Source organism: Streptomyces sp. NPDC101118 (genome assembly GCF_044759445.1).
In the GTDB taxonomy this organism is placed as follows: domain Bacteria; phylum Actinomycetota; class Actinomycetes; order Streptomycetales; family Streptomycetaceae; genus Streptomyces.
The window spans coordinates 279,846-305,133 of sequence record NZ_JBIVZG010000007.1 but is presented as its reverse complement, the minus strand read 5'-3'; the positions used below and the strand labels follow the sequence as shown (position 1 = coordinate 305,133).

Annotated in this window: 19 protein-coding genes and 1 pseudogene; 3 read left to right on the top strand and 17 right to left on the bottom strand. The window is 74.7% G+C overall.

Annotation, left to right across the window (positions count from 1 at the left end; genetic code table 11):
- Positions 1-455: 455 nt before the first annotated feature.
- Positions 456-2,201, bottom strand: coding sequence for a BTAD domain-containing putative transcriptional regulator (locus tag ACIQUQ_RS15395; protein ID WP_403975656.1), 1,746 nt, complete (start codon positions 2,199-2,201; stop codon positions 456-458).
- Between the two features lie 173 nt (positions 2,202-2,374).
- Between ACIQUQ_RS15395 and ACIQUQ_RS15390 the strand changes: the two genes are divergently transcribed.
- A complete protein-coding gene (locus ACIQUQ_RS15390; RefSeq protein ID WP_403975654.1) occupies positions 2,375-3,235 on the top strand; it encodes a TIGR03619 family F420-dependent LLM class oxidoreductase in 861 nt (286 codons plus the stop codon).
- Between the two features lie 231 nt (positions 3,236-3,466).
- Here the strand turns inward: ACIQUQ_RS15390 and ACIQUQ_RS15385 are convergent, their stop codons facing one another.
- The 14 genes from ACIQUQ_RS15385 to ACIQUQ_RS15320 form a co-directional block, all read right to left on the bottom strand.
- Positions 3,467-4,096 (bottom strand): phage tail protein, encoded by a 630-nt coding sequence (locus tag ACIQUQ_RS15385; protein WP_403975652.1) that lies wholly within the window; start codon positions 4,094-4,096, stop codon positions 3,467-3,469.
- The gene (locus ACIQUQ_RS15380; protein WP_403975649.1) at positions 4,093-6,042 is read right to left on the bottom strand and encodes a putative baseplate assembly protein; all 1,950 of its coding nucleotides are present in this window, start codon (positions 6,040-6,042) and stop codon (positions 4,093-4,095) included. The genes ACIQUQ_RS15385 and ACIQUQ_RS15380 overlap by 4 nt, the downstream gene beginning before the upstream one ends.
- The gene (locus ACIQUQ_RS15375) at positions 6,039-6,470 is read right to left on the bottom strand and encodes a GPW/gp25 family protein (RefSeq protein WP_403975646.1); all 432 of its coding nucleotides are present in this window, start codon (positions 6,468-6,470) and stop codon (positions 6,039-6,041) included. The genes ACIQUQ_RS15380 and ACIQUQ_RS15375 overlap by 4 nt, the downstream gene beginning before the upstream one ends.
- A 6-nt stretch (positions 6,471-6,476) precedes the next feature.
- Positions 6,477-6,758: a PAAR domain-containing protein gene (locus ACIQUQ_RS15370; RefSeq protein WP_403975643.1), complete on the bottom strand. Its 282-nt coding sequence runs from the start codon at positions 6,756-6,758 to the stop codon at positions 6,477-6,479.
- 27 nt (positions 6,759-6,785) lie between these two features.
- A complete protein-coding gene (locus ACIQUQ_RS15365; protein ID WP_403975641.1) occupies positions 6,786-8,639 on the bottom strand; it encodes a VgrG-related protein in 1,854 nt (617 codons plus the stop codon).
- A gap of 45 nt (positions 8,640-8,684) precedes the next feature.
- Positions 8,685-9,476, bottom strand: a complete 792-nt coding sequence (locus tag ACIQUQ_RS15360) for a LysM peptidoglycan-binding domain-containing protein (RefSeq protein ID WP_403975637.1) — start codon at positions 9,474-9,476, stop codon at positions 8,685-8,687.
- A 2-nt stretch (positions 9,477-9,478) separates the two neighbouring features.
- On the bottom strand, positions 9,479-9,919 hold the full coding sequence (locus tag ACIQUQ_RS15355; protein ID WP_403975634.1) for a phage tail protein: 441 nt from the start codon (positions 9,917-9,919) through the stop codon (positions 9,479-9,481).
- Between the two features lie 99 nt (positions 9,920-10,018).
- Positions 10,019-12,427: a hypothetical protein gene (locus ACIQUQ_RS15350; RefSeq protein WP_403975632.1), complete on the bottom strand. Its 2,409-nt coding sequence runs from the start codon at positions 12,425-12,427 to the stop codon at positions 10,019-10,021.
- Between the two features lie 594 nt (positions 12,428-13,021).
- On the bottom strand, positions 13,022-13,180 hold the full coding sequence (locus ACIQUQ_RS15345; protein WP_403975629.1) for a DUF6760 family protein: 159 nt from the start codon (positions 13,178-13,180) through the stop codon (positions 13,022-13,024).
- Positions 13,177-13,686, bottom strand: coding sequence for a hypothetical protein (locus tag ACIQUQ_RS15340; protein WP_403975627.1), 510 nt, complete (start codon positions 13,684-13,686; stop codon positions 13,177-13,179). Before ACIQUQ_RS15340 ends, ACIQUQ_RS15345 begins: the two co-directional genes overlap by 4 nt.
- Positions 13,687-13,717: 31 nt before the next feature.
- A complete protein-coding gene (locus tag ACIQUQ_RS15335; RefSeq protein WP_399957710.1) occupies positions 13,718-14,161 on the bottom strand; it encodes a phage tail protein in 444 nt (147 codons plus the stop codon).
- 37 nt (positions 14,162-14,198) lie between these two features.
- Positions 14,199-15,785, bottom strand: coding sequence for a phage tail sheath family protein (locus ACIQUQ_RS15330; RefSeq protein ID WP_403975625.1), 1,587 nt, complete (start codon positions 15,783-15,785; stop codon positions 14,199-14,201).
- A 203-nt stretch (positions 15,786-15,988) separates the two neighbouring features.
- Positions 15,989-19,813 (bottom strand): hypothetical protein, encoded by a 3,825-nt coding sequence (locus tag ACIQUQ_RS15325; protein ID WP_403975622.1) that lies wholly within the window; start codon positions 19,811-19,813, stop codon positions 15,989-15,991.
- Complete coding sequence (locus ACIQUQ_RS15320; protein ID WP_403975620.1) at positions 19,810-20,604, bottom strand: DUF4157 domain-containing protein; 795 nt, start codon at positions 20,602-20,604, stop codon at positions 19,810-19,812. The genes ACIQUQ_RS15325 and ACIQUQ_RS15320 overlap by 4 nt, the downstream gene beginning before the upstream one ends.
- Before the next feature lie 178 nt (positions 20,605-20,782).
- Here ACIQUQ_RS15320 and ACIQUQ_RS15315 point away from each other — a divergent pair.
- Together ACIQUQ_RS15315 and ACIQUQ_RS15310 are read left to right on the top strand one after the other, a co-directional pair.
- A pseudogene (locus ACIQUQ_RS15315) lies at positions 20,783-21,001 on the top strand (SAM-dependent methyltransferase); the annotation flags it as partial.
- Positions 21,002-21,060: 59 nt separating this feature from the next.
- Complete coding sequence (locus tag ACIQUQ_RS15310; protein ID WP_403975617.1) at positions 21,061-22,347, top strand: serine hydrolase domain-containing protein; 1,287 nt, start codon at positions 21,061-21,063, stop codon at positions 22,345-22,347.
- 100 nt (positions 22,348-22,447) lie between these two features.
- Here the strand turns inward: ACIQUQ_RS15310 and ACIQUQ_RS15305 are convergent, their stop codons facing one another.
- Both ACIQUQ_RS15305 and ACIQUQ_RS15300 read right to left on the bottom strand, forming a co-directional pair.
- Positions 22,448-24,526 carry an ATP-binding protein gene (locus ACIQUQ_RS15305; protein WP_403975615.1) on the bottom strand — a complete coding sequence of 693 codons (2,079 nt, stop codon included), beginning with the start codon at positions 24,524-24,526 and terminating at the stop codon, positions 22,448-22,450.
- The gene (locus ACIQUQ_RS15300) at positions 24,526-25,227 is read right to left on the bottom strand and encodes a DUF4255 domain-containing protein (RefSeq protein WP_403975612.1); all 702 of its coding nucleotides are present in this window, start codon (positions 25,225-25,227) and stop codon (positions 24,526-24,528) included. The genes ACIQUQ_RS15305 and ACIQUQ_RS15300 overlap by 1 nt, the downstream gene beginning before the upstream one ends.
- Positions 25,228-25,288: the final 61 nt, after the last annotated feature.

Sequence of the window (25,288 nt, the reverse complement as noted above, 5' to 3'; positions counted from 1 at the left end):
AGCCCCCGAAGGGTCCGGGCGAAGCCCGGGGAACGGAGGAAGGGCGGGTAGGGGACAGCCCCGCAGGGCAACGAACCCGCACCCGGCACGCCGCCCCACCCAGCACAGGACACGCCCCGGCACGAGCCCCGAACCCGGAAGGACCCGCACTCGGAGGGAGACCCGCACTCGGCAGCAGCCCGGTACGACCCGCCCCCGGCACGGGACCGCACCCGGCAGCACCCGCACCCGGCACTGGGCCGGGACCGGCAATGGGCCCGGGCCGGCAATGGGCCCGGGCCGGCGGTCGGACGGGACCGGCGGTCGGACCGGGCCGGCGGTCGGCCCGGCCGGCGCTCGGTCCCGCTTCGGGGGGCGGCCCGGCCGGCGGTCGGTCCCGGTTCGGGGGGCGGCCCGGCGGGCGGTCGGACCCGGGCCGGCGGTCGGACCGGTCCGGCGGTCGGGCCCGGCCAGCGTTAGGGGGACGCCACGCCCAGGGATTCCAGCATGCGCGCGTGCCGGCGCTCCGCCTGCGCGGCCGCCACCGGCTCACCGGCACGGAGGTGGGCGGCGATCAGCAGCCGCCACACCGCGTCCTGGAACGGGTCCACCGCAAGGGCGTAGGAGGCCGCGGCCACCGCCGCCTCCGCACGGCCCCGGCCCAACTCCGCCTCGGCCAGTACCTGCGCGGCCTGCACCGCCTGCACGCGGTACCGCTCGCGGATCGGCACCACCCACTCCGCCGGCCCGTCCTCCGGCAGCAGCTCGCCCGTGTAGAGCCGCAGGGCCTGTCCGAGCGCGGCCGCCGCCCGGTCCGCCTCGCCCCGCGCCGCGGCCCGCAGCCCCTCCCCCGCCGCCGACTCGAAGGCCTGCACGTCGGAACTGCCGCCGGGGTCGAGCACCAGCATGTACGCCTCGCCCTGGCGCACCAGCACCTGCGCCCGCCCCCGGTCCGTACCCGGCTCCAGGAACGTGCGCAGCGCCGACACCGCGACCTGGAGCCCGCGCCCCGCGGTGCGCGCCGGGCTCTCGGGCCACAGGGCGGCCATCAACTCCTCGCGGTGGACCGGCCGTCCGGCGTGCACGGACAGCAGGCGGGCCAGCGTGCGCACGCGGGGGCGCGTCGCGGACCAGTCCAGCGCCTGCCCGCCGAGCGTCGCCTCGTAGCGCCGGAAGCAGCGCACCGACAGGGGGGCGGCCGGAGTCCGTACCGCCCCGGCACAGGACCGGCGGACGGTCCCGCTCGCCGCTTCCCCCGCTCCCCGTGCCCCATGGGGGCCGCCGCCGAGACCCACGAGGCCGTCGGGGTCACCGGCCGCACCCGGGGCTCCGGAAGCCCCCAGGCCCCCCGGCACTCCCGGGCCGCCGCCCCCTCCCGGGCCGCCGCCCCCTCCCGGACCGCCGCCCCCTCCCGGACCGCCCGGGTCACCTGGACCGCCCGGGCCGCCGAGGCCACCCGAGGCCCCGAAGCCCCGGACCCCCTCCGCGCCCGCCCCCACCCGCTCCGCAAAGGCGCGCAGCAGCGGCACGGTCGTCATCCCGTACTCCTCCAGCGCCTCCGGGGCCTCGACGGCGAAGCCGGACGGCAGGCCGCCCAGCACCTCCCGCTCCAGGTACGTGCGCAGCGCGCCGGAACCCAGCGGGTCACGCCCCGCCAGCACCAGCGGTGCGCTCAGCCGCAGTACGGCGGGCCAGCCGCCGGTCAGCTCCGCCAGCTCGCCGCTCGCGTCGGGGAAGGCACGCGCGATCTCCGCGTCCCGCAGCCGCAGGTCCAGCGCGGTGAACACCTGGGTGTCGGCCAGCTCCGCCCGGGCGAGGCTGAGCGCGGGCATCCGCCGGCCGGCCAGCACCAGCCGGAGGTTCTCCGGGGCCAGCCGCGCGAGCTCCTCCAGGACCCCCTCGGCCGGGCTGCCGTGCACCAGGTGGACGTCGTCGACGATCAGCAGCACCGGCTCGGCGTACCGCTCCACGGCCAGCAGCACGGACTCGACGGTGACCTGCTCGGGCGGGTCGGGGATCTCCAGCTGGCGGCCCAGCCGGCCCAGCAGCGCGGGCGCGCCGCGGGTGTCCCGGCAGGGGTGCCAGTGCAGCACCTTGCCGGGGAAGGCGGCGGCCGCCTGGGTGAGCAGGGTGGTCTTGCCGTATCCGGCGGGCGCGACCAGGAGCGCCAACGGCGCGGCCCCGCCGATCAGTCCGGGCACGAGCCGGTCCCGCACGGTCATCGATGACCTCCTCCCCCGCCGACGAGCAGGTCAAGGATTGGTGCTCACTCTCCGCAATGGATGAGTAACTCATTACCTAATCGGCGCACGGCTGACAACACCTGCGCCCCTCTCGGCAATTGCACGCGCACCCCGTACGTTGTGTGCTCCCCAGCCGACGGAGGTGTCAGCACGTGCGCATCGCCACCACGATCTTCCTGACCGACCGGACCATCACCCCGGTACGCCTCGCCCGCGAACTGGAGCAGCGCGGTTTCGACGGCCTCTACCTCCCCGAGCACACCCACATCCCGGTCAGCCGGGAGTCGCCGGCGCCGATGGGCGGGGAGCTGCCGGAGCAGTACGGGCGCACGCTGGACGCGTTCGTGGCGCTGGGCCAGGCGGCCGCCGTCACCGAGCGGATCGCCCTGGGCACCGGGATCACCCTGGTCGCCCAGCACGACCCGATCGACCTGGCGAAGGGCATCGCCACCCTCGACCACGTCTCCGGCGGCCGCTTCACGCTCGGCCTCGGCTACGGCTGGAACGTCGAGGAGGCGGCCGACCACGGCGTCGAGTGGCGCACCCGGCGGGAGCTGGTGCGCGACCGGATGGCCCTGATGCGGGCCCTGTGGGCACCCGAACCGACGCCCTACGAAGGGGAGTTCGGGACGGTACGGGCCTCCGCGGCCTTCCCCAAGCCGGCCCGGGCCCCGCGCGCGCTGCCCGGCGGCGCCCTGCTGCACGGCCCCCGCACCCTCCTCGGCGGCGCCGCCGGGCCGAAACTGTTCGCTCACATCGCCGAGTACACGGACGGCTGGATGCCGATCGGCGGCCGGGGCCTGACCGAGTCGCTGCCGGTGCTGCGCACGGTCTGGGAGCGGGCCGGGCGCGACCCGAAGGACCTCCAGGTGGTCCCGTACGCCGTCCACCCGACGGCCGGGAAGCTGGCGCACTTCGCGGACCTGGGCGTCGAGGAGGTCGTGGCCCAGCTCCCGTCGGCGGAGGAACCGGAGGTGCTGCGGGTGCTGGACGAGCTGGCGCAGTACCTCTGACGGGTCCGGGGACCCCGCCCCGGCGTCCGTTCCGCCGGTCCTGCGCGGGCACGGATCCGCCGTACAACCTCGCGGGGTCCCCGCATGTCTCCAATGCGGACTGATCGTCTTTCCGCCATGGGGGAAACACGAGCTGACCTCCGCAGCGAACCGGCGATGGGCGGCGCCGCCGTGCTGGAGTACGTCCGCATCTCGTAGCCGGCGGAGGCCGTGCGGGTGGCCCCGGCGGCCTCAGCCGCCGGGGCTCCGCGGGTCACGAGGGGCCTGCCGAGCCCCCGGAGCGGGGTCGCGCGGGTCCGGTGCGCGGGGCGGGGCCGGGGGTCTCGGCGGGAGGGGGACGACCTCCACGCGGAACGGGAGGTGGACCGGGCGGTTGCGGTCGACGTACGCCGTGACCGCGGACACGTCCAGGGCCGCCGGGTCCGGGACACGCAGGCGGATCGTGACGTACGGGCGGTCCGCCCCCGGCAGCGGGGTGCGGGCGGTGGCCGACCAGGTCGCCGCGCCGCTCTCCTCGATCTCCGGCTCCACCCCGAAGGCCTGGCGGATGCCCTTCGCCAGGCCTTCGGCCGTGCCGCGGCGGGCGTGGCCGCGTACCGCCCCCGCGACCTGCGGGCCCTCGGCGCCCACCCACGCCCCGAGGAGGGCGCGGAAGTCCTCGGGCGCCAGGCGCGGGTCGAGGTAGGCGGGCAGGCAGTCCAGCACGGCCAGCACCGGCGCCAGCACCTCGTCCAGGCCCTCCGTGATCCGCTGGGCGTTGTCGTCGTCCGCGTACACGGCCGGCAGCTGCGCGCCCAGCGGGTACCGCGACACCAGCCCGGGCACCAGGCGCCGCCCGCCCCCGGCCTCCCCCGCGGTCACCGGCCGCCGCCCACGCGGACCTGGTGGTCGTACGAGAAGACCAGCGAGCCCGCGTCCAGGGGGATCCGCTCCACCTGGTCCAGCCGGTGCAGGGTCTCCATGTCGGCCGGGAACAGCAGGACGCCCTCCACCGTGTCCACCCCCGGCACCTGCTGGAGCACCGCGTACACCTCCCCGCTGTGCACGGCCCGCCCGAAGGGCCAGCCGCGCCCGTCCGGGCCGCCGGTCACCGGGTTGAGGTACCGGTAGAGCGCCGCGAGGGCGTCGCGCCGCACCCGCGCCTGCGGCAGGCCCGGCGCGGCGAGCAGCTCGGCCACCACCGTCACGCCCTGGTAGTACGGCGGCTCCACGACCAGCCGGGTGCCCAGCATCCGCCGCTCGTCCAGCTGCCCCGACACCTTCGCCAGCAGGGCCGGCGGGCAGAACAGCTGCCCGAACTCCAGCTGCCCCTCCCCGTCGTCCTCGGCCGCCGGCACCAGCAGCACCCGCACCCCGCCGCCCCCCGCGTCCACGCAGCGCACCCGCGCCACCTGCGGGGCGGCCTGCCGGGCGAGGTACTCGTAGTCCTCGGCCGTCACCGCCCGCTCCCGGCTGCGCAGCGCCAGCGCCCCGCGCAGCCGCGCGTTCGCCACGTCCTCGCCGTCCACGCCCCCGGAGGCGGCCCGGCGGTTCTCCACCCGGGCGACGTACGGGATGGAGCTGCGCAGCACCGACAGCGCGCGCCGGGCCACGTTGCCCCGCCGGCCGCCGCCCGCCAGGTACGCGCGCACCCGGACCGGCACCCCCTTCGCCGGCACCGCCCCGTACTGGCGCAGCCGCCCGTCCGGCTCCCGCACGGCGGGCCCGAAGGAGACCTCGCCGGTGGCCCGGTCGAGCCGCACGTGCCGGTCGTCCCTCCCCGACTCGGCGAAGTGGGGCTTCACCTGCCAGCTCTCCCAGGCGCCCTCGCGGCCGGGCGTCTCCACCACGAACGGCGGCCCGCCCTCGACCACGGGCGCCCGGTCCAGCCGGAAGACCTGCCCGGGCACGCCCTCGGAGACGCCCAGCAGTTCCTCGCCCAGCCGCTCCGCGTGCAGCGCGGGCGCGGTCCCGCCGACGGTGAAGGCCTCGGCCGCCAGCAGCTCCGGCGTCGCCGAGTACGCCCGCCGCCCCGGCACCCGGTCGGTGACCACGCAGCGCAGCCAGCCGGCCCGGGTGCGGGCCTCGACGGAGGCCGCGTGACCAGGCGGCAGCTGGACCAGCACGTCCCCGGGACGGTTGAAGCCGCCGGTGCCGTCCCGGTCGACCTCGCAGCGCGTCCACTCCTCGCCGGTCCACGCCTCCCAGCGCAGCGGCGGGTCCTCGGGGTCGATGCCGTGGCCGGCCACCGGGAAGTCCAGGCGGAGCGCCACCACGCAGGCCGGCGCCGGCCGGGACAGGCCGAACAGCAGGGCGTCCCCCGGCCGGGGCACCGGCTGGAAGCACGGCACGCCCCGCCCGCCGGCGAGCTCTGGTCCGCGCTCGGCGGCCGGAGCGCCCGGCTCGGCGGACTGCGTGGCCAGGACGGCGAGTTCGACGGGCACGACGGCCAGGTCGCCGACGGTCGAGAAGACCACGGCCTCCTCGGTCTCGGTGCGGTGGGTGGCCACCTCGGTGCCCTCGCGGACCAGGACGGTCTCCGGCTGGGGCGCCGAGAGCCAGAAGGTCACGTCGGTGCGGGCGGCTGCGGGCGGGTAGAGGGTGAGGCCGATCAGGTCGAGGAAGGCGAGGTGGTTCTTGTCGGGCACCCGGTTCAGCCGGTAGATCAGCTGGTCCGTCATGTGCGCGAAGGCCTCGATCAGCGTGACGCCCGGGTCGGAGACGTTGTGGTCGCTCCACTCCGGGCAGCGCTGCTGGACCATCCGCTTGGCCTCGTCGACGAGGTCCTGGAAGCGGCGGTCGTCCAGGTTGGGCTGGGGCAGGCTCATCCCGTCACCGCTCCCTCCGGGCCGCCGTCCGCCTCGTGCTCCGGGATCACGTAGAACGGGAAGACCAGGTTCCGGGGGTCGTTGGTGCCGCGGAGCGCGTACCGGACGTCGATGTAGAGGGTGCCCTCGTCGCCGGAGTCGAAGGTGACCGCCACGTCGACCAGCTCGATCCGGGGCTCCCAGCGCTCCAGCGACAGCCGCACCTCGTAGGCGATGTGCGCGGCGGTCGCCGCGTCGGCCGGCGCGAAGACGAAGTCGTGGATCGCGCAACCGAACTGCGGCCGCATCGGCCGCTCCCCGGGCGCGGTGCCGAGGATCAGCCGCATGCTCTCCTCGATCTCCACGTCCCCGCCGACCAGGGCGACCGCGCCGGTCGCGTCCGTGCGTACGGGGAAGCCCCAGCCGGCGCCGATGAACTGCTCACCCACGCCCGCTCACCCGCCGATCAGCACGTTGACCGCGCCCATGATGACCGGCGCCCCGCACGCGGCCATGTCGCCCATCCGGGCCGCCGGCATGCCGCCGATCAGCACGGTCGGGCAGCCGGGCGGGGCGATCACGCTGGGCGGGTGGACGGCCGGGGGCGGGAAGGAGCAGATGTGCGGGGTCGAGACGACGGCCGCGGGCAGCCCGCCGATGAGCACGGTGGGGACCCCGGGCGGCCCGATGACCCCGGGGTGCCCGGTGGGGTCGCCTACACGCGCGGCAGGGGGCATGTCCGCCAACTCCTCTTCTGTGACGTATCAGTTGATGCGGACGAGCGCGGCACTGATCGAGCAGCTCGCCCCGCCCTTGATCTCGGTGCTGGCCTGGCCGTTGACGCCGACGGTGGTGCCCTTCACGTCCACCTGGCCGTTCGTCTTGAGGTTCAGCGCGCCCGCGCCGCCGTCGACCTCCACCCCGGTCTTGGCGGTCACAGAGACCGACTGGCCGGAGAGTTCGAGCTTCCCGGTGCCCGCGTCCACGCTGATGCCCTGGTCCGCCTTGACGGTGACCTTTTCCTTGGCGGTGATCTCCACCTTGCCGTCGCTGTGCACGACCACCGAGGTGGCCTTCTGGTCGAGGTGGAGGGTGAGCTTGCCGTCCCCGGTGGCCAGCCGGACGCCCTTGGGGCCGTTGGCCGCGTCCAGCAGCTCCAGCCGGTTGCCCGTACGGGTCACCAGGGAGCGCCGGTTGGTCTTGCCGCTGGTGGAGTCCACGAGGGGGCCCTCGTGCTTCGACGGCTTGTCCTGGCCGTTGTAGAGCCCGCCGATGACGTACGGGTGGTCCACCCGGCCCTGCTCGAAGCCGACCAGCACCTCGTCGCCCACCTCGGGCCCGAACACCCCGCCGCCGCCCTTGCCGCCCGCGCCCGCGGTGCGGGCCCAGTCGCTCACGTACTCGCCCGACAGCCAGGGGAAGGCCAGCTTGACCCGGCCCCGGTCCTCCGGGTCGCGGGTGTCGGTGACGGTCGCGTTGACCAGGCCGCCGATCCGGTCCTGGGCCGGCCCGCCCGAGCCGCCCGAGGCCAGCCCGTACAGCGACCGGTTGGACCTGCCGCCCACGGTCAGCCAGGTCTGGTAGCCGGTGTCGGGGTCGAAGACGTGCCGGCTCGCGGAGACCGTGTACTTGCCCTCGAAGGGCTTCCCGACGTTCGCGAGGGTCACCGCCGTGCCGGCCCTCAGCTGCGGGATGCCCATCGCCACCGCGTCCAGCTCCGCGAAGCTCGCCGCCAGGTCCGCGGCCAGCGCCTTCGCCGCCTGGTCGGCCTCCGCCTGGGTACCGTACGGGGTGTCCGTGGCCAGGAACACCGCCTTGCCGAACGGGTCCGCCGCCTGCCCCGGGGTCAGCCCGAGCTGCAGCCGGTCGCTCCGGTCCGCCGGGGCCCGCCCCACCACCGCCGCCTTGGCCTGCACGTCCCAGCCCCGCACCTCGACCTGCTGGACCTGGTCGGCGGCGGTCACGGAGGCGTGGCAGCGGAGCAGGTTCCGGCCGAACTCGAGGACGTACGGGCTGGCCTGCGGGCGGGTGGAGGTGGCGGGGGCCGCCGCGGCCTTCGCCGGCACCCGGAACACGAACCTGCCGTCCACGACCGCGACCTCGGCACCGGCCAGGTCGGCCAGCCGGTGCAGGAACTCCCAGTCGGTGACCCCGGGCTGCGCCACGTGCTCGTACACCGTCGTCGTCGCGTCGACCTGCCCGACCGGCAGCCCGGCCCTGCGGGCCACCTGGACGGCGATGTCGGACGCGGTCATCTGCCGGTACCCGGCGACCTTCCGGCCGCGGAAGAAGCGGTGCGCGTGGTCCAGGCCCCGCACCACGGTGAAGGTGCCGGTGGCGTCCAGGTCGATCTCGACCGCGGTGACCTCGCCGGACACGAGGAGCACGCGCTGCGGGTCGTCGCCGGAGCGGGCGAAGAGCTTCACCTTGGTGCCGATGGTGATGCCGGTCTGCTCCAGGACGAGGTGGTGCGGGTCGCGGAAGCGGATGAGGAAGAGGTCGGGCAACTGGGTGCTGTCGTCGACGTACGCGGACACGATCGTCTCGGCGACGGGCGCGGGCAGGGGCTGGCCGTTCACCTCGACCGCGAGGGTGTTGGCGAAGGTCTCACCGGCCATGGGGGCTTCTCCCTGAGGGTGTGGAGGAGGTCTGACTGCGTACGGTCACTGCGCGCCGAGTTCCTCGGCTCCCGGGAGGAGGAGTTCCGTGCCCGGGGCGAGCCGCATCGGGTCGTCGATGCCGTTGGCCTCGGCGATGTCCCGCCAGGCCGCCGGGTCCCCGTACTCCCGCCAGGCCAGCAGCGCGAGCGTGTCGCCGGAGACCACGCGGTGCACGCGCCGCGCGGCCAGTGCGCCCGAGGTGGGGTTCTGGCCGGGCATCGGGCCGCTGATCTCCTCCAGGGTGACCTGGCAGGTGGCGCGGATCGGCAGGCCGCCCGGGGTGAACAGGGTGTACTTCGCCTGGACTTGGCTGACGTAGCCGACGAAGCCGGTGAGCCCGCCCCAGTGGAAGATCACCCAGGGCGGCACGCCCTGCTGCTTCTGGTGGGTCTGGTCCGTGGGCACGCAGCAGCCCAGCAGCTCCTCGACCGACTTCACGACCCGGTCGTCCTGCACACCGGTCGCGTCGAAGAACATCTCCAGCGTCAGCTTGGAGGGACCGGCCCCCTTGAACTCGGCGGGCCCGGCCTTCTTGGCCCCCTTGGCGGTCTTGCGCTCCCACTTCGCCGTCTTGGCGAGGGTCAGCTCCTTGGGGTTGAACTGGAAGTCGATCTGGCCCATCCGCGGCCCGGGCGTGGTCGTGCCGCCGTCGGCGGGCGGCTGGCGCAGCTCCAGGTACGCCCGCTCCAGCTTGGGGCGGGAGCCGCTCGCGCCGTTGCCGTTCGGGTCGTTGGACGGGGCCGCCGGCGGGGCGGAGGCGATGAACGCGACGGGCTGTCCGGGCGGCGGAGGCATGGCTACTTGCCCCCGCCCGCGTTGAGGAAGCCGTGGTGCGCGATCTCCAGGGTCTCGGTGGCGACCTTGACCGTCTCGGGGTTCAGCTGCGGCCCGGTCCAGCGCACCGGCACGACGTCCATCAGGCTCCAGCGGGCCACGACCGTGCCGTCGACCGTCATGGCGCTGATGTGCGCGGTCTTGCGGGCGACGCCGTTGATCATGCCGGAGAGCCAGGCGGTGACCTTCTCGGTGTCCTTGGTGACGGGGCGGCTGAGCTTGATGTTCGAGTACTTGATGCGGGAGGGGAGCTGCCAGACGTACCCGTTGTTGCCGCCCTCCTCGCGCTGCTCCATGACGACCTCGCAGCCGAGGCCCTCGCAGCTGTTGAACGCGCCGAGGCTGATGTTGTCGATCTCGACCATGAAGCAGACGCTGACGGCGGGGTCGGGGTCTCGGGCCATGTCCTTGTTTCCCTCGTGTGGCGGTCAGGGGCGGGGCGGTCAGTGGCGGGGGTGGTGGTCGGGGGCGGGGCGGGGGTGGTGGCCGGGGGGCGGGGCGGGTCAGTGGCGGGGGTCGATGCGGAGGCCGGCGCGTTCGCGGTCCAGACGGAGTTCGGCGCGGAGCAGGCGGCTCAGCGGGCCGATGAGCCGGCGGACCAGTTCGTCGGTCGATTCCTTGGGCGGTGCGTTGGGTGGTGGGGCGCTGGGGGCCGCCGCTGGAGGTGGTGGGGCTGCCGCCGCGGGTTCCGGGGTGGGGGGTGCGGGTGCCGGTGCGGGTGCGGCTGCGGCGTCCTCGGGCTCGCGCTGGAGGGTGGGCGGGGTCCAGATGAAGGCCGTGGCTTCTGGGGTGGGGGCGGGGGCGGTGGTGGGGGCTCCGGTGGGCTCGCGCTGGAGGTACTGCGGTGCGGGGGGCGCGGGTGCGGCGACGGGTCCCGGTGCGGCGAAGGGTCCAGGGGCCGCGAAGGGTCCCGGTGCGTCGAGGCGTACGGGTCCCACGGGTACGGAGGCCACGGGTACGGAGGCCACTGGTACGGGACTTACGGAGGCGGGCCCCGCGGACACGGGGCTCGGCGGTGCGGCCGTGGCCGGCTGCGGTGCCGTCGAGCGCTGGACCGTGCCGGGGCCTCCAGGGGCTCCCGGGGTGCTCCACGTGACCGGTACGACCACGGGTTCCGCGGGGTCCGGAGCGGGGGCTCCCGGTGCGGGGTGCTCGGGTGCCGGGACGGCGTGGAGTTGCAGGGGGCGGTCGCCGACCAGCCCTGCGACCGGGTCGTCGGCCGGCTGCGGGAGCAGGGGCGGGGTCCGCTGGAGCGGGAGGGCGGGGACGACGGGGAGGGGGGCTGCCGGCGCTGCCGGCGGGGTGGGCGCCGGCGGTGGCGCCGGGTGGGTGGTGGGCCCGGGCGCGGGCGGTGCGGCTTCCGGGGCGGGGGCCGCCGGCGGGAGGGGCGCCGGGTCCTGGGTGCGCTGGAGTGCCGGGGCGGGGACCTGCGGGAGCGGGGCGCCGATGCGTCCGGTGCGGGGGCGGGCGGGGGCCCCGGGGGCGGTGGTGCGCTGCGCCTCCGGTACCGCGGGCAGGGGTGCGCCGAGGCCGGGCCGGCGGGTGGCGCGCTGGACCGGAGCGGGGGGCAGGGGGGCCGGGCTGCCGGTTCCGGGGGCGGCCGGGTGCGGGGCCGGTGCCGGTCCCGGGTCCTGGTCGCCGCTCACGGGCTCGAAGCCGCGCTCGCCCAGCAGGGGGCGTACCTCGGGCGGGATGTCCTCGTCCGTCGCCGACCGCTGTACGGGGGCGGCGGGTTCGGCGGGTGCGGGTGCGCCCGGGTCGGCGTACGGGGGTACGGGCACGGGCAGCCCGTACGTCTGCCGTACCTCGGGTTCCGGTGCCTGGAACGCGCGCTGCACCGTCGGCTCGGGCCCCGTCTCGTGCCGCACCTGAGCCTCGGGCCGGGTCTCGCGCCGCACCGGCGGTACGGTCCCGTCCTCGCGCTGTACGGGCGCCGCGGGCCCGGGCCCGGCGGGCGGCACCGGGAAGCCGGCCTCCGTACCCGCACCCGTGAGCGGCGGCGTACCCGAGTCCGCACCGCCCTCCGGGCCGGCCACCGCGGGCACCAGCGGCTGCTCCCCGAGCAGCGGCCGCACCTCCGGCTCACCCACGGCCCCCGGACCGGGCGCATCCACGGGCACCGGCTCCACGTCCTCGTCCGGCACGGTCCGCTGCACCGGCAGCGCGTCCGCACCGCCGGACACGGGCGGGCCCGGCACGGTACCCCCACCCGAAGGAGAAGCCAAGGGCATGCCGCTCAGCCCCACACCCTCCGGCACATCGGCACCACCGGTCGCACGCTGGACCGGCACCTCCGCCTCCACGGCCGGCATCCGCTCCCCGACCAGGGGCCGCACCTCGGGCGCGGGCGGGACCGACGGGCCCGCATCCCGCGGCACGGCCGGCTCCCCGGCCGCACGGGGCGCGCCCGGCACCCCGGCCGTGCGCTGCACCGACGGCACGGCCGGCTCCGCCCCACCGGTCTCAACAGCCGGAGCGGACGACCCGTCCCCGGCAGCGGCCGCCGGCAGCTCCGCCACCGCCCCCGCATCCGCCTCACGGACCGAAGGCACTGACGGCACCGACGGCACCGACAGCACCGACGGCAGCGGCGCGACCGGCAGCCGCCGCAGCGGCAGCTCCACCGCCCGGGCCACGGTGAACACCGGTACCGGAGGCTCGGCCGGCACCACCACGCGCCCGCCGTCCGCCCCGGCACCGGAACCCTCCCCGGTCTCCGCTCCGGCCCCGCCCACGACGCCCACCGGCGCGCGCTCGCCCAGCAGGGGCGCATCCGGCAACGCGGCACCGGGCCGCACCGGGGGCCCGTCCGCATCCGGCACCCCGGCGGCCCGCTGCACCGGCAGCCCGGCCACGTCCGGCACCTCCTCCGGCGCACCTCCCGAGTCCTCGGGCGCCTGCGCACCCGGCACTTCGGGCCCCTCGCCGCCCGGAAGCTCCGCAGCACGCTGCACCCGCACGTCAGCCGGCGCAGACACCCGGGCCCAGGCCCCGGCCCCGGCCCCGGCCTCCACAGAAGCCCCAGAGCCTGCAGAACCCACAGACCTCTCAAACCCCACTGAACTCGCAGAACCCGCAGAACCCACTGAACCCGCAGAACCCCCAGCACCACCCGCCACCGGCGCCTCGTGAGCCGTGCTCCCCGACCCCGGGGCAGCCCACCGCTGGACGGCAGTCGGCACGGGCAGCCGCGGCTCCGCGACCCCGTGCACCACCCCCGAAGGCGCCTCCTGCGTCACGGCGTGACCCAGCGCCCGGGACAAGGAGGGGTTCTCCCAGCTGGCCAGCCCGGATCCGAACCCCTCCGGGTCCGTGACGAGCCCGGGCGCGCCGAACGTCAGCCGTTGCACCGGCAGTTCACGCCACCCGCCACCGCCCGCCTCGTGAGCGACCCGACCGGTACCGCCCGAGGCGTCCGCACCAGGAGGCACGCCCCCCTCAGCGGCCCCCGCCCCACCCGCGTCGGCCGCGAACCGCCCCCTGAGCCACCCCCACATCCCCACGGCTCACCGCCCTCCGGACGCCTGGCGGTTCAGGCGGGCGATCTGGTCGACGTACCGGCGGCGCTCCGGGTGCTCCAGGTCCAGGATCGGGTCCATGCCCCAGTGGAAGTGGTAGGCGATGTACGCGACTTCGTCGTACAGGGCGTCCGTCGCGTACGTCACGATTCCCCCAGGCGCCCACCTGCCAGGTCGACCGCGAAGCCGGTGGCGCAGGAGGGGCAGGTGACCTGGGCCCGCGTGTGCCCCTCGGCGTTGATCCGCCGGTAGAAGTCCTGGAGGAACGCCAGGTCGGAGGCGAAGAGGTCCTCGATGACCCCGGCGTGGATGTCGGTCACGGAACCGATCCGCTCCACCACCCGCCCCAGCAGCACCACCGACAGGTACGCCGGGTTCTCACGGACCCGGTCGTCCCGCAGCGGTACGAGTTCGTCGCGGGCGGTGGCCAGCCGCATGACGCCCGTACGGTGGACCTGGCCCGCGCCGTCCACGTACCCGCGCGGCAGCTCGAAGGTGAACTCGGTCCGCATGGTCTCGCGTACGGGCGCGAGGGCCTCCGGCACGGCGGCCGCCGCGCCCGCCCCCTGCGCCCGCCCCTGCCCCTGTGCCGGCCCGGCGAACGGCCCCTCCTGGGCCACCGGACCCGGCTCGGGCGCAAACTGTCGACGCATCAGCGCACGCACCCCCGCCGTGCCCAGCCCGTCACGCCACGTCCATCTGCTCGTACGTGATGACGAGCTTCTCGGTCAGCACGCTCGTGTCGCCGGCCTTGAGCGAGCTGATCTCCAGACTCTTCGGCCACGCGTTGACCAGGGTGTACCGCTTGATCGGCACGCCCTCGTAGTCGAAGACGATGATCGCACCGCCCTTGCGGGCGGTGGCCATCTTGCCGAAGCGGGCGTCCTTGATCCATTTCTCGAAGCTGTTGTCGGCGGTGAGGCCGCGGGTCAGCGTGACCTCGCCGGCCTTCGCGCGGCCCGGCAGTTTCTTGATCACGTATTTGCCGTCGGCCGTGTTCTGCTTCAGCTCGATGACGTCCTGCTCCATCTTCAGGCCCGACACCTCGTTGATCTGCTTGATCACGACGCCGTCGATCTCCAGCCCGAAGGAGTGACCGACGGAGGTGTCCATGTCGGGAAGCGCCACAGCAGTACCCCTAACCCCTTAAGTAACTAGCCCTGACTCACTCGTTGACGAGGCTCGTGCCGCCCGAGAACTGGGCGAGCCGGAAGATGACGAACTCGGCCGGCTTGACCGGTGCGATGCCGATCTCGCAGACCACCTCGCCGGCGTCGATCCCCTCCGCGGGGTTGGTCTCGCGGTCGCACTTGACGTAGAACGCCTCGTCGGGCGTGAGCCCGAACAGCGCACCCCGGCGCCACTCGTTGACGAGGAACGCCGAGATCGTGCGGCGGATCCGGGCCCACAGCGCCTCGTCGTTCGGCTCGAAGACGACCCACTGGGTGCCGATCAGGATCGAGTCCTCGATGTAGTTGAAGAGCCGGCGGACGTTGAGGTACCGCCAGGCCGGGTCGGAGGAGAGGGTGCGCGCGCCCCAGACCCGGATGCCGCGGCCGGGGAAGGCACGGATGCAGTTGACGCCGTTCGGGTTGAGCAGGTCCTGCTCGCCCTTGGTCAGGTGCACGGCGAGGTCCACGGCCCCCCGGACCACCTCGTTGGCCGGCGCCTTGTGCACGCCGCGGCTCTCGTCGTTGCGCGCCCACACGCCCGCCATCGCGCCGCTCGGCGGGATGAACTTCATCTGGTTCGGGGCCGCGGGGTCGGCCACCTTGATCCAGGGGTAGTAGAGGGCCGCGTACTTGGAGTCGTAGCCCGCGCCGACCATCCGCCACTCCTTCACCCGCTGCGGGGAGAGGTCGGGCAGCGGGTCGATGATCGCGACGCGGTTCCCCATCAGCTCGCAGTGGGCGATCATCGCGAGCTGTACGGCCTTCACGCCCTCCGCGTCGAGCGCGCCCTGCTGGTAGGCGCTCATCACGTCGGGCACGGCCAGCATGGTGATCTCGTCGATGGTCTCCAGGCCGGCGAAGCCGGTGCGCTCGTCGGCGCTGCCGATGTAGTCGCCGGGGCTCGCCGAGACGGGGACGGCGGGCACCGCCGGCGCCGGTGCCGGGGGCACCTCGACGGTCTGGTTCTCGGGGCGGGCCAGGACCTGGGCCGGGCCGGCGTCCTCGACGAGCACCAGCCGGGACCGCTCCCGGACGAGCGTGACGACGTAGTTGCGCTGGCTGCGCTTGGCGGAGACCTCCCAGGTCTCCTCGACGCGGTCGCCGCGCTTGACGTTCAGCGTGAAGGCGTCCTCCGCGGGGGAGTCGCCGGGGGCGTTGGCGACCTCGACGCTGATGCCCTCGCCGGTGCCCTCCAGGGCCGCGACGTGGAAGCCGCCGAGTGCGGCGCGGGGGCCGGCGGGCAGGGCGGCCTTGCCGCGTTTGCCGCCGGCGGTGGCGGGGGCCGGTACGGCGGCCGGGGGCGCGGGCTCGTCACCGGTGCCGCCGACGCGGACGACGTAGCAGGTGCCGCCGCCGTTCAGGAAGTAGCCGTAGACCGCGTGGGCGAGGTAGGAGCCCTCGATGAAGTCGCCGAAGGTGGCGGTGAACTGGGACCAGTTCGTCACCAGGGTCGGGGCGTTGTACGGGCCCGCCGCGGCGAGTCCGACGAACGCGGCGACGGCGGTGCCGACGCCTTCGATCGGGCGCGAGCCGGCCTCGACCTCTTCGACGTAGACGCCTGGCGACTTGTACGACGGCATCCGGGCCCTCCCCTGGGACGTGACGGTCGCCCCCACCTTCTGCCCCGGCCGGGTGGTGGGTCATGACCTCCCGTACGGCCGCCGGGGAATCCCGATCTGCCCCTTCGGGCAAAGCCGGTGCGTTCCGGGGCGGGGTGCCGGAGGCCGCCGGGCCGGGGTGCCGCTCCGTGCCGCCCGCACCTGGGCCGGGCGACCCCTCCGGGTCAGTGGAAGCGGATGGTGATCTCGGTGTCCTCGCCCAGCACTCCCGCGGGCGTGATGCGCCGGCCCCACTCCTCGTGGGCGTCGGCCCGGTCCCGCTCACCGCCGGGGCCGGACCGGAAGCCCGAGATGTTGCCCTTGTCGTCGGAGCGGTAGGGGTTCTTCACCTCGCCGTAGTCGAGCGTCGAGTCGACCGGCGCGCCCTGCGTCCTGCGGAGGTTGGCGAGCAGGCTGCGCAGCACGTTGGAGCACTGCACGCAGGGCTCGAACTTTCCGCTCACCCGCAGGTGGATGGACTTGACGGCGGGGCCGCCCCTGGACGCGACGCCCTCCAGCCAGCTGACCACCTGTCCCTCGGCATGGCTGGCGTGGTTGTCCCGCTGCCCTTCGCCGATGTTCCACGTGCGCAGCAGGGCCTCGTCCTTGTTGTACTCGCCCCGGCCGGCCGACGCCGTACGGGCGGCCTCGGGAGTGAACTCGAAACCGGTGCCGCCGTGCTCGTCGGCCGCCTCGTCGCGCGTCCGGCCGTTCACGAGCAGCGGCCGCGGCAGGTGGCGGGCCTCCAGGTCGGCGGCGAAGACGATGTGGGCCTGCGCGTGGACGGTGATCGACTTCCCGTCCCGGTCGGTCTCCCGCGGCGACAGGGACTGGTTGGGGCCGGGCGCGGCCGCTCCTGCGGCGCCCCTGCCGCCCTGGTGGACCAGGACCCCGTGGAAGTCGAGGTTCGCCAGGCTGGTGCCCTTCTTGAGCTCGACCCAGTATTTCGGGTGGTCCTTCTTGACGACCGCCCGGTCGAGGCCGTGCGTCGCCTTGATCTGGAGGGCCTGCGCCCGCAGTGCCTTGATCGAGTTGGCCAGAGCCCCCTTTGTCGTCATGTCCGTGCGCGCCAGGTCCATGACGGCAGCGTTGCCCTTGCTGCCCTTGCTGCTGCGCTCCCGCTTGTCCGGGTTGACCTTTCCTTCGATGGCCCAGAAGTCCCCGTCCTTGACGGCCTCCAGCCTGACCAGCCCGTACCGCATGCGGATCGCCGCGAGGACGGGAGTCATCAGGGTCTTCGGGATGTCCCGGCCCGGCAGCGCGTTGACCGCGCGCAGGGCGGCGGACATCGCCTTGTCCAGGCGGGCCTGCTTGCCCTCCGGGGAGTCGTCGCCGCCCTGGGCCTTCGACTTCAGCTTGCGCAGCAGTTTCCTGCCCGCGCCCGCGATCTTGCCGACCACCCAGTCGACGGCCTTCATCACCGGGGCCTGGACCTTGGTCAGGATCTCCTTGATCTTGGCCGAGATGCCGCCCAGGCCCAGCAGGCTCGCCAGGAAGTCCAGGACCACCGGGATCGCCTTGGAGAGGGCGCCCTCGATCAGGGCGGGGACGCCGCCACCGCCGCCGGCCGCGATGCCCTCGATCGAGTCGAGCACCGAGTCCACGAAGGACTTGATCTGCGCCGCGCGGTTCACGAAGAACATCACCACGTCGTAGATCGCCTTGCAGGCCCGCACGAAGGCCGACGCCGGGTTCAGCAGCGAGACGATCCACGTGATGCCGGCCGTGACGATCTTCTCGATCACGAAGTCCTTGATCGCGCCGACGACCGTGTCCTTCAGGTCGGACAGCTTGTCGACGATCCACTTCCAGAGGCCGCCCACCCCCTCCGTCACCAGCACCTGGACCATCTCGAAGGTGGTCTCCAGGGCCTTCATCGCCGGCTCGCCGATCTGCGCCACGATCCGGGTGCGGATGTTCGACCAGGTGAGCCCCAGGATGGAGAGGATCAGCCTGATGATCCCCTTGGCGTCGAAGGTCTCCGGGATCTCGATGCCGCCCGCCGACAGCTGGCCGAACAGCCACTGCTTCAGGCCGTTCTTCAGGTGCTCGCCGATGCGGGCGGCGAAGCCCATGACGCCCGCCTTGACGGCGTTCACCAGGTTGCCGAGGAAGCCGATCGGGTTCGCGATGATCTTGTCGATGGCGCCGGCCGCCCTGGCCAGCACGCCCAGCAGCATGTCCTTCAGCTTCAGGACCGTCTCGACCGTGCCCGCGACCGCGTCCTTCGCCTTGCTCAACAGGCCCTTGTTCGCCTCCTGGAGGGCCTCGATCTCCTTGTCGAGCTCGTCGCGCGCCGCAACGTACTTGTCCGCCAGGTCCTGCGCCAGGGACTGCGACTTCTCCGCGACCGAGGACTCCAGCGCCGAGAACTCGCCCCCGATGTCGTTCGCCGCCTGCTGCGCGAACTGCCGCAGGCTCTTGGGCTGTTCCGCCACCTTCTCGGCGATCTTCTGCCTGCCCTGCGCGATCTTGTTCGTGGCGTCGGCGAGCCGTTTCCCGATCAGGTCGGCGACGTTCGAGATGACGTTGCGCATCTCGCGCTCGTAGACGCCGCGCGCCTCCGCGAAGATCTGGTTGGCGCGCGGCGGCGGGTCCAGCACCGCGTCCGCCACCCAACGGGCCGCACCCGCGATGCCCGAGTACCGCTCGTCCTTCCAGGCCTTCATCTTGGCCTGGTGGTCGGCGTCGAAGGCCGCCTTGGCCGCCTTCTGGCCCGCGTCGAAGGCCTGGTCCACCTCCGTGTCCAGGGCGCCGAGGAGGTCCTCGACCTCCTTCTTCGTCGCGTCGAAGATCCCCTTGATCTCGGCCGCGACCCGGGCCCGCTCCCGCTCCTCCTTCGACTGCGCCGCGCCCTGCCCCGACGCCACCTGCTGCGCCGAGCCCGCCCGGGCCGCCGTCATCGCCTGCACCCCGGCCGGCCCGGCCGCGGCCGCGCCGCCCTGCTCGGCGGCGATCCGGGCCGCCTCCGCCGCCCGGAACTGCTGGGGCGCCGTGGCCGCGTGGGTGTCGGCCTCCTTCTTGGCGTCCAGGGTCTGCTTGAACTGCTCCTCGTTGGAGTTCGCCAGCATGTCCGGGGTGACCTTGGCCTCCGCCAGCATGCCGTCGGTCTCCTTGGGCCCCGTGCTCAGATCGGTCTGCGCGGCCGGGGCGGGGGCCACGGAGGCCGCCTTGGGGTCCGGCGGCGCGAGCGTCGGCGGGGCCGGCTGCCCGGGCAGCGGGGTGACCGGCTTCTCCACCGCCTTCGACGGGTCCGGGGCCGCCTTGGTCTTGTCGGTGATGTCCTTGGCCGAGCCCTCCTTGCCCGCCTTGACCTGGCCGGAGACCTGGGACTTGATGTCGTCCGTCTTCCCGGACTGGGTGAACTTGTCCGCCTCGTCCAGGGTCTTGGGCGCCTTGGCGGCGATGGCCGCCGACACGGCCGCGACGAAGGCCGCCTTGTCGAACGTGCCGGGCTTCGCCGCGCCCATCTCGCCCGCCTGGGCCTGCTTGGCCTGCGCCTCCTTGTCGTCGGCGGGCGGCTTGGCCGCGTCCTGGGCGGCCTTGGCCTGCGAGGCGGCAGTGGGGTGCTTGGTGAGCACCGCCTTCTTGGCGCGGAGGTCGTCCGCGACCCGCTTGAAGCGCGGGTCGGTGGCCGGCGTCAGCCCGCCGGGCGGCGCGGGCAGGGAGTCCAGCCGCTGTACGACGGGGCCGGCGTCCGGCACCTTCCCCGCGTCCGGTGTCCTCGCGGGGGCGGAGGTCCCTGCGACGGCCGCGGCAACGGGCCCTGCCGCCGGCCCGGCCCCCGCCGACGGCCCGGCCCCGTTGACCGACCCGCCACCACCGGCCGGCTTCGCGACCAGGCGGGACACCGCCGCGTTCCCCGCGCGCGCCTGGAGGCGCTGGAGCGTACGGGCGTCCACGGGCCGCGGGCGGGCCCCGGCGGGCGTGCCGGACTGCACGGGACGCCGCGGTCCGGCGCCGTCCCGTACCGGCTCGTCACCCGGGGACCGGTCCGCGGCGGCCTTCACTCCGCCGGCGCCTCGTCCTCTTCGGCCTCCTCGGCCCCGGCCCGCTGGACGAACAGCCCCTGCACGGCCGGGGCTTCCTCGGCGCCCTCCTCGGCATCGCGCTGCACGGGCTGCTCGGCATCGCGCTGCACGCCCTCCTCGGCATCGCGCTGCACGGCGGCCACCGCGCCGGACCCGGCCGGCGTACCGCCGCCGCCCTCCCGTACCGCCTGTACGGGCGCGGGCGCCGCCATCACGCGCTCGGCGTTGGCCACCGCCTCCCGCTCGAAGCGGTCGCCCGGGTCGCTGACCTTGATGCCCCCGGCGGTCTCGGTGCCGTCGACCGGGCCGGAGCGCTGCTGCACGACGTGGGTCAGCTCGTGGGCGAGGGTGGTACGGCCCTGGTGGGAGCCGGGGTCGTAGGCGTCGCGCTGGAAGACGACGTGCGAGCCGACGGTGTAGGCGTGGGCGCCGACCTCCTTGGCGGAGTCGTGCGCGGCGCCGTCGGTGTGGACCCGTACGTCCCCGAAGTCGTGGCCCAGCCGGGCCTCCATGTCGGACCGCACCTCCGGGTCCAGCGCCTGGCCGCCGGAGCCGACCACGCCGTGCACGGAGGAGCGCTGCACGGAGGCCGAGGCGGCCCTGTTACCGAGCGCCCGCTGGAGGCGCAGCATGCCGCCGGGGCCGAGTACGTCGGCCCGTCCGCCCGCCGCCGCCTTGAGCAGCAGCGCGTCCGGGGCACGGTCCTGGTCCTGCTCCGTCCTGGGCCGGGGGCCCTCGGAGCACTCGCCGTCGTGCTCGTGTTCACGCATGTCGTCGCCTCCCCGGTCCACGATGCCGCCGCCCGCCCGCCGGGGCCTTCACCCGCGCAGCCCCAACAGGGCACCCCTTCCTGCCCTTTGAGGCAGTCGCCCTACCCCTTCCTTGCGCCGCCCCTGCTGGGACGGGCCCGTGCCCGGCACGCCACTCTCCTCCCGCCCCGCCCTCGACGTGGTCTTCGACGCCCTGCACCGCTCCAACGCCGCCCACCCCTGGGACCACAACGCCCACTACCACCCGTGGATCCTGCGGCAGCTGCCCGACCGCTTCGGCCGGGCGCTGGACGTCGGCTGCGGCACCGGCGACCTCGTACGGCTGCCGGCCCGCCGGGCCGGGTTGCTGGACGGCGTCGCCGCGGACCCGGCGGCCGTGGGCCTGGCGTGCGGCCTCGCGGGGGGCGTGCCTACGCTGGAGGACGGAGCCCTGTCCCTGGTGGAGAGGAGACCGCCGTGCGGTACTGGGGAAAGCGTCTGCGCAGGACCTGGCTGGCCGCCACGGCGGCCGGACTGCTCGCCGTACCGGCCGTGACGGCGACCGCGGGAAGCGCCTCCGCGCAGGCCGCAACCGGTCTCCCGCCCTCCGCCTCCGCCTTCGCGTTGCCGGGCGACTCCTCGTCCGACGTGCCCGACAGCGACTTCACGACCCTCACCCCCGAGGTCATGCGCCAACTCGACGCCGAGATCAGGCGCGTGATGCGCGAGGCGAGCGTCCCCGGCGTCATCGTCCACGTCTCGGCGCCCGGCAAGGGCACGTACGTGAAGACCTTCGGCGTCGCCGACAAGTCCACCGGGCAGCCGATGACCCCGAACCTGTACATGCGCATCGGCAGCGAGACCAAGACCTTCACGGTGACCGCCATGCTGGAGCTGGTGGACCAGAAGAAGATCGGCCTCGACGACCCGATCTCGAAGTACATCGACGACGTGCCGAACGGCGACAAGATCACCCTGCGGAACCTCGCCGGCATGCGCAGCGGCCTGTACAACTACTCGCTCGACCCGGACTTCCAGAAGGCCTTCTTCGGCAACCCGGACCGGCCCTTCACCCCGCAGGAACTGCTCGACTACTCCTTCAAGCACCCGGTGTCGTTCCAGCCCGGGGCGCAGTTCGACTACTGCAACACCAACCTCATCCTGCTGGGCCTGGTCGTGGAGAAGATCACCGGCCGCCCGCTCGACGAGGTCATCGAGAAGGACGTCGCGGAGCGCGCCGGCCTCGACCGCACCAGCTTCCCGACGAACGCTGCCTTCCCCTCGCCGCACGCCCAGGGCTACACGAACCAGACCCTGAGCGGGAAGGTCGAGAACTCGACCGAGTGGAACCCGTCCTGGGGCTGGGCGGCCGGCGCCATGATCTCCACCCTGGACGACCTGACGCGCTGGGCCAGGGTGGTCGCCACCGGCACCCTGCTGACCCCCGCCACGCAGGCGCAGCGGCTCCAGGCACCGCCGACCACCATCCCGGGCGCCTACTACGGGCTGGGCATCTTCAACGTCCAGGGCTGGATCGGGCACAACGGCTCGCTGCCGGGGTACGAGTCCCTGACGATCTACCTGCCGGGCCCGGACGCCACGATCGTCGTGCTGATCAACACCGACATCACGTACCAGGGGCAGGAGCCGACCACCCTGTTCGGCCAGGCCATCACCCAGGTCGTGTCACCGAAGCACGTGTACTTCCTGCCGGCGGCCAACCAGGCACCGTCGACGTCGACGCCCAGCCCGTCCGGCTCCTGACCCTCCGCCCGCTCCTGACCCTCCGCCCGCTACTCCCGGCCCGCCTCGCCTCGCCCGTCCCGCCAGGCCCCCGCCCCGTCCGGTGCACCGCCGGACGGGGTCACCGCGCCCAGCGCACGTACGGGCCGAACTCGCTCTCCAGGCACAGCCGTCCGAGCTTGCGGTACTCCCGCGCCACCGCCGCCACCAGGTCCGCCATCGCCACCGGCCGCCCCGCATCCGCCGCCAGGTAGGCGGCCGTCACCGCGGCCGACCGGATGTCGCCGCCGGCCAGTTCGAAGGCCTTCCCGCAGAACTCCAGGTCCAGGTCCTCCCCGCGGGGCAGCGAGGGACCGAGGCAGCGGTCCCACAGCGCGGTCCGCTGCACGGCGTCCGGCAGCGGGAAGTCCACCAGCAGGTCCAGACGCCGCGTGAACGCCTCGTCCAGGTTGGCCCGCAGGTTGGTGGCCAGCACCGCAAGGCCGTCGAAGGTCTCCATCCGCTGCAGCAGGTAGGCGCTCTCCACGTTCGCGTACCGGTCGTGCGCGTCCTTCACCTCCGACCGCTTGCCGAAGACCGCGTCCGCCTCGTCGAAGAGCAGTACGCCGTTCACGCCCGCGGCCTCGGTGAAGATGCGCTCCAGGTTCTTCTCGGTCTCGCCCACGTACTTGTCGACCACCGTGGCCAGGTCGACGGTGTACAGGTCCAGGCCCAGGGCCCCCGCGATCACCTCGGCCGACATCGTCTTGCCCGTACCCGAGTCCCCGGCGAACAGCGCCATCACACCGCGCCCCCGCCCGCCGCCCGGCCGCATCGCCCAGTCCCCGAGCACCCGGTCCCGGTGCCGCGCCCGCGCGGCGAGCTCCCGCAGCTGGCCCAGCACCACGGGCGGCAGCACCAGGTCCTCCCAGCCGACGCCCGGGGTGATCCGGCGGGCCAGCCGCTCCAGGCCCGAGGTGTTCTGGGCCCGCGCCCCCTGGAGCACGTGCGCCTCCGACACCGGACCGCCGCCCAGCAGCGCCTGCTGCCGCGCCGTCTCGGCCGCCCGCTCCATCTGCTCCGGCGTCAGCGTGAACGCCGCCACCGCGCCGCCCACGCCCGTACCGAGCACCGCCTCCCACAGCGCGGCCCGCGCCGCCGCGCCCAGCCGCTCGACCTCCACCAACAGCGGCACCCGGTCCGACCAGGCCGGATCCCACCCCGCCCGCCCCGCGAGCAGCACCGGCACCGGCAGCCCCGCCACCGCCCGCAGCAGCTCCGGCTTCTCGCCCAGCTCCTCCACCGGGCCCGCCACCAGCCCGGCACCGGCCAGGGCCGCCTCCCGCCCCGCGGCGGCCACCAGCGCCCCCGCGTCGGCCTGCCGGGCCAGCCTGCCCAGGTCCAGTACGAAGGCCCCGCACCCGGCTCCGGCCAGCGCCTCCACCCCGAGCGTGAGCGCGACCCCGCCGGCGGCCTCCCGCACGTACACGAGCCGCACGGCGGCCCCCGCAGGCGCCCCGTCCCCCCGCAGCGCACCCGCCAGCCGCTCCGGCAGCTCACCCAGCGCCCCCGCGGGCAGCCGGCCCGCCCGCCCCGGCACCAGCAGGTCCACCAGGGCCGGATCCGGCGTGTCGTCACCCAGCAGGAACGCCGCCACCCGGTCCGGCACCCGCAGCGAACGGCTCAGCAGCGGCCGCTCCGGCTCCTCCACCAGCAGCAGCCCGCGCGCCACCAGCGGGCCCGCCGCCGACAGCCGGGCCCGCGCCCCCGCAGAGACCGCCGGCACCCCGCACAGGTTCAGCGCCAGCCCCACGCTGGGCCGGCGCCGGGTGACGTCGTCGTTGAGGTACCCGTACAGCGGCTCGAACCGGCGGTCCAGATCGGGCGCGAGCGCGATCAGCAGCAGCTCCACGTCCAGCTCGCCCAGCCCGAAGTTCCGGGCCAGCAGCGCCAGCCGGGAGCCGTCGGGCACCGGCCCGTCCCAGCCGGGCGGCCCCTCCCAGCCGGGCGGCCCCTCCCAGCCGGGCGGCCCGTCCCAGCCGGGCGGCACGTCCGGCTCCGGCAGCGCCTCCGGCTCGTCCAGGATCCGGCGCACCGCCTCGTCCGACAGGTACAGCCCCCGGAAGGGGTCGTCGGGCTCGGGGTCCCCGGCCCGCCGCACCTCCACGGCCCGCCGCACCCGCGCCTCCACGACGGCCAGCCGCGCCAGCAGGTGCTCCATCAGCGCCGCCGCCGGGCCCGCGCCCGCGGCCAGGGCACACGGGACGCCGCGGTGTCGCCGTCAGCCGGTACCCCCTCGTCCGCCGCGCTCCCACCGGGATCCTGCTCCCCGGGCGCGCCGTCCCCGTGGATGTCGGACATGTTCACGGCCAGTCCCTCCTCGACCGGCGGCCCGGCCTCCCAGACCGGCGCCGTCGCCACCGGCGCGCTCACCACCACGTCCAGCGACGGCTTCAGCTCGCCGCCGAGCGCCGACCAGACGTCGGCGAAGGCCCGGTCCTCCGGCGGCGGCAGCGCGATCGACACCGGCACGGGCAGCCCGGTCGACGCGAGCTCCGGGCCGAGCCCGGCCGCCGGCAGGGCCTCGTGCCGCAGGAAGCAGGCCAGCAGCGCCGACAGCAGCCGGTGTTCGTCCTCGGGCCGCTGCGTCCACGCGCTGATCAGGTACGAGAGCTTGAAGTAGCGCGGGGGCAGCGTCCGCGCCGTCACCCGCCCCTGCTCGTCGTAGAGGTTCCGCCGCCCGCGCGAGCGGCGCCGCATGTCCTCGCGGATGTCGTACAGGTAGAGGTTCACGGTCGGCGTGTTGCGCCGGGCCGCCCAGTCGCGGGTCGGCGCGTCGAAGACGACCTCCACGTCCGCGCCCTCGCCCAGCGCCTCGCCGCGCACCAGCGCCCGCAGGGCCTCGTCCACCTCGTGGATCACCCACGCACCTCACGCATCATCATCAGCGCCGCACCGCACTGCACCAAACCGAACAGCACCG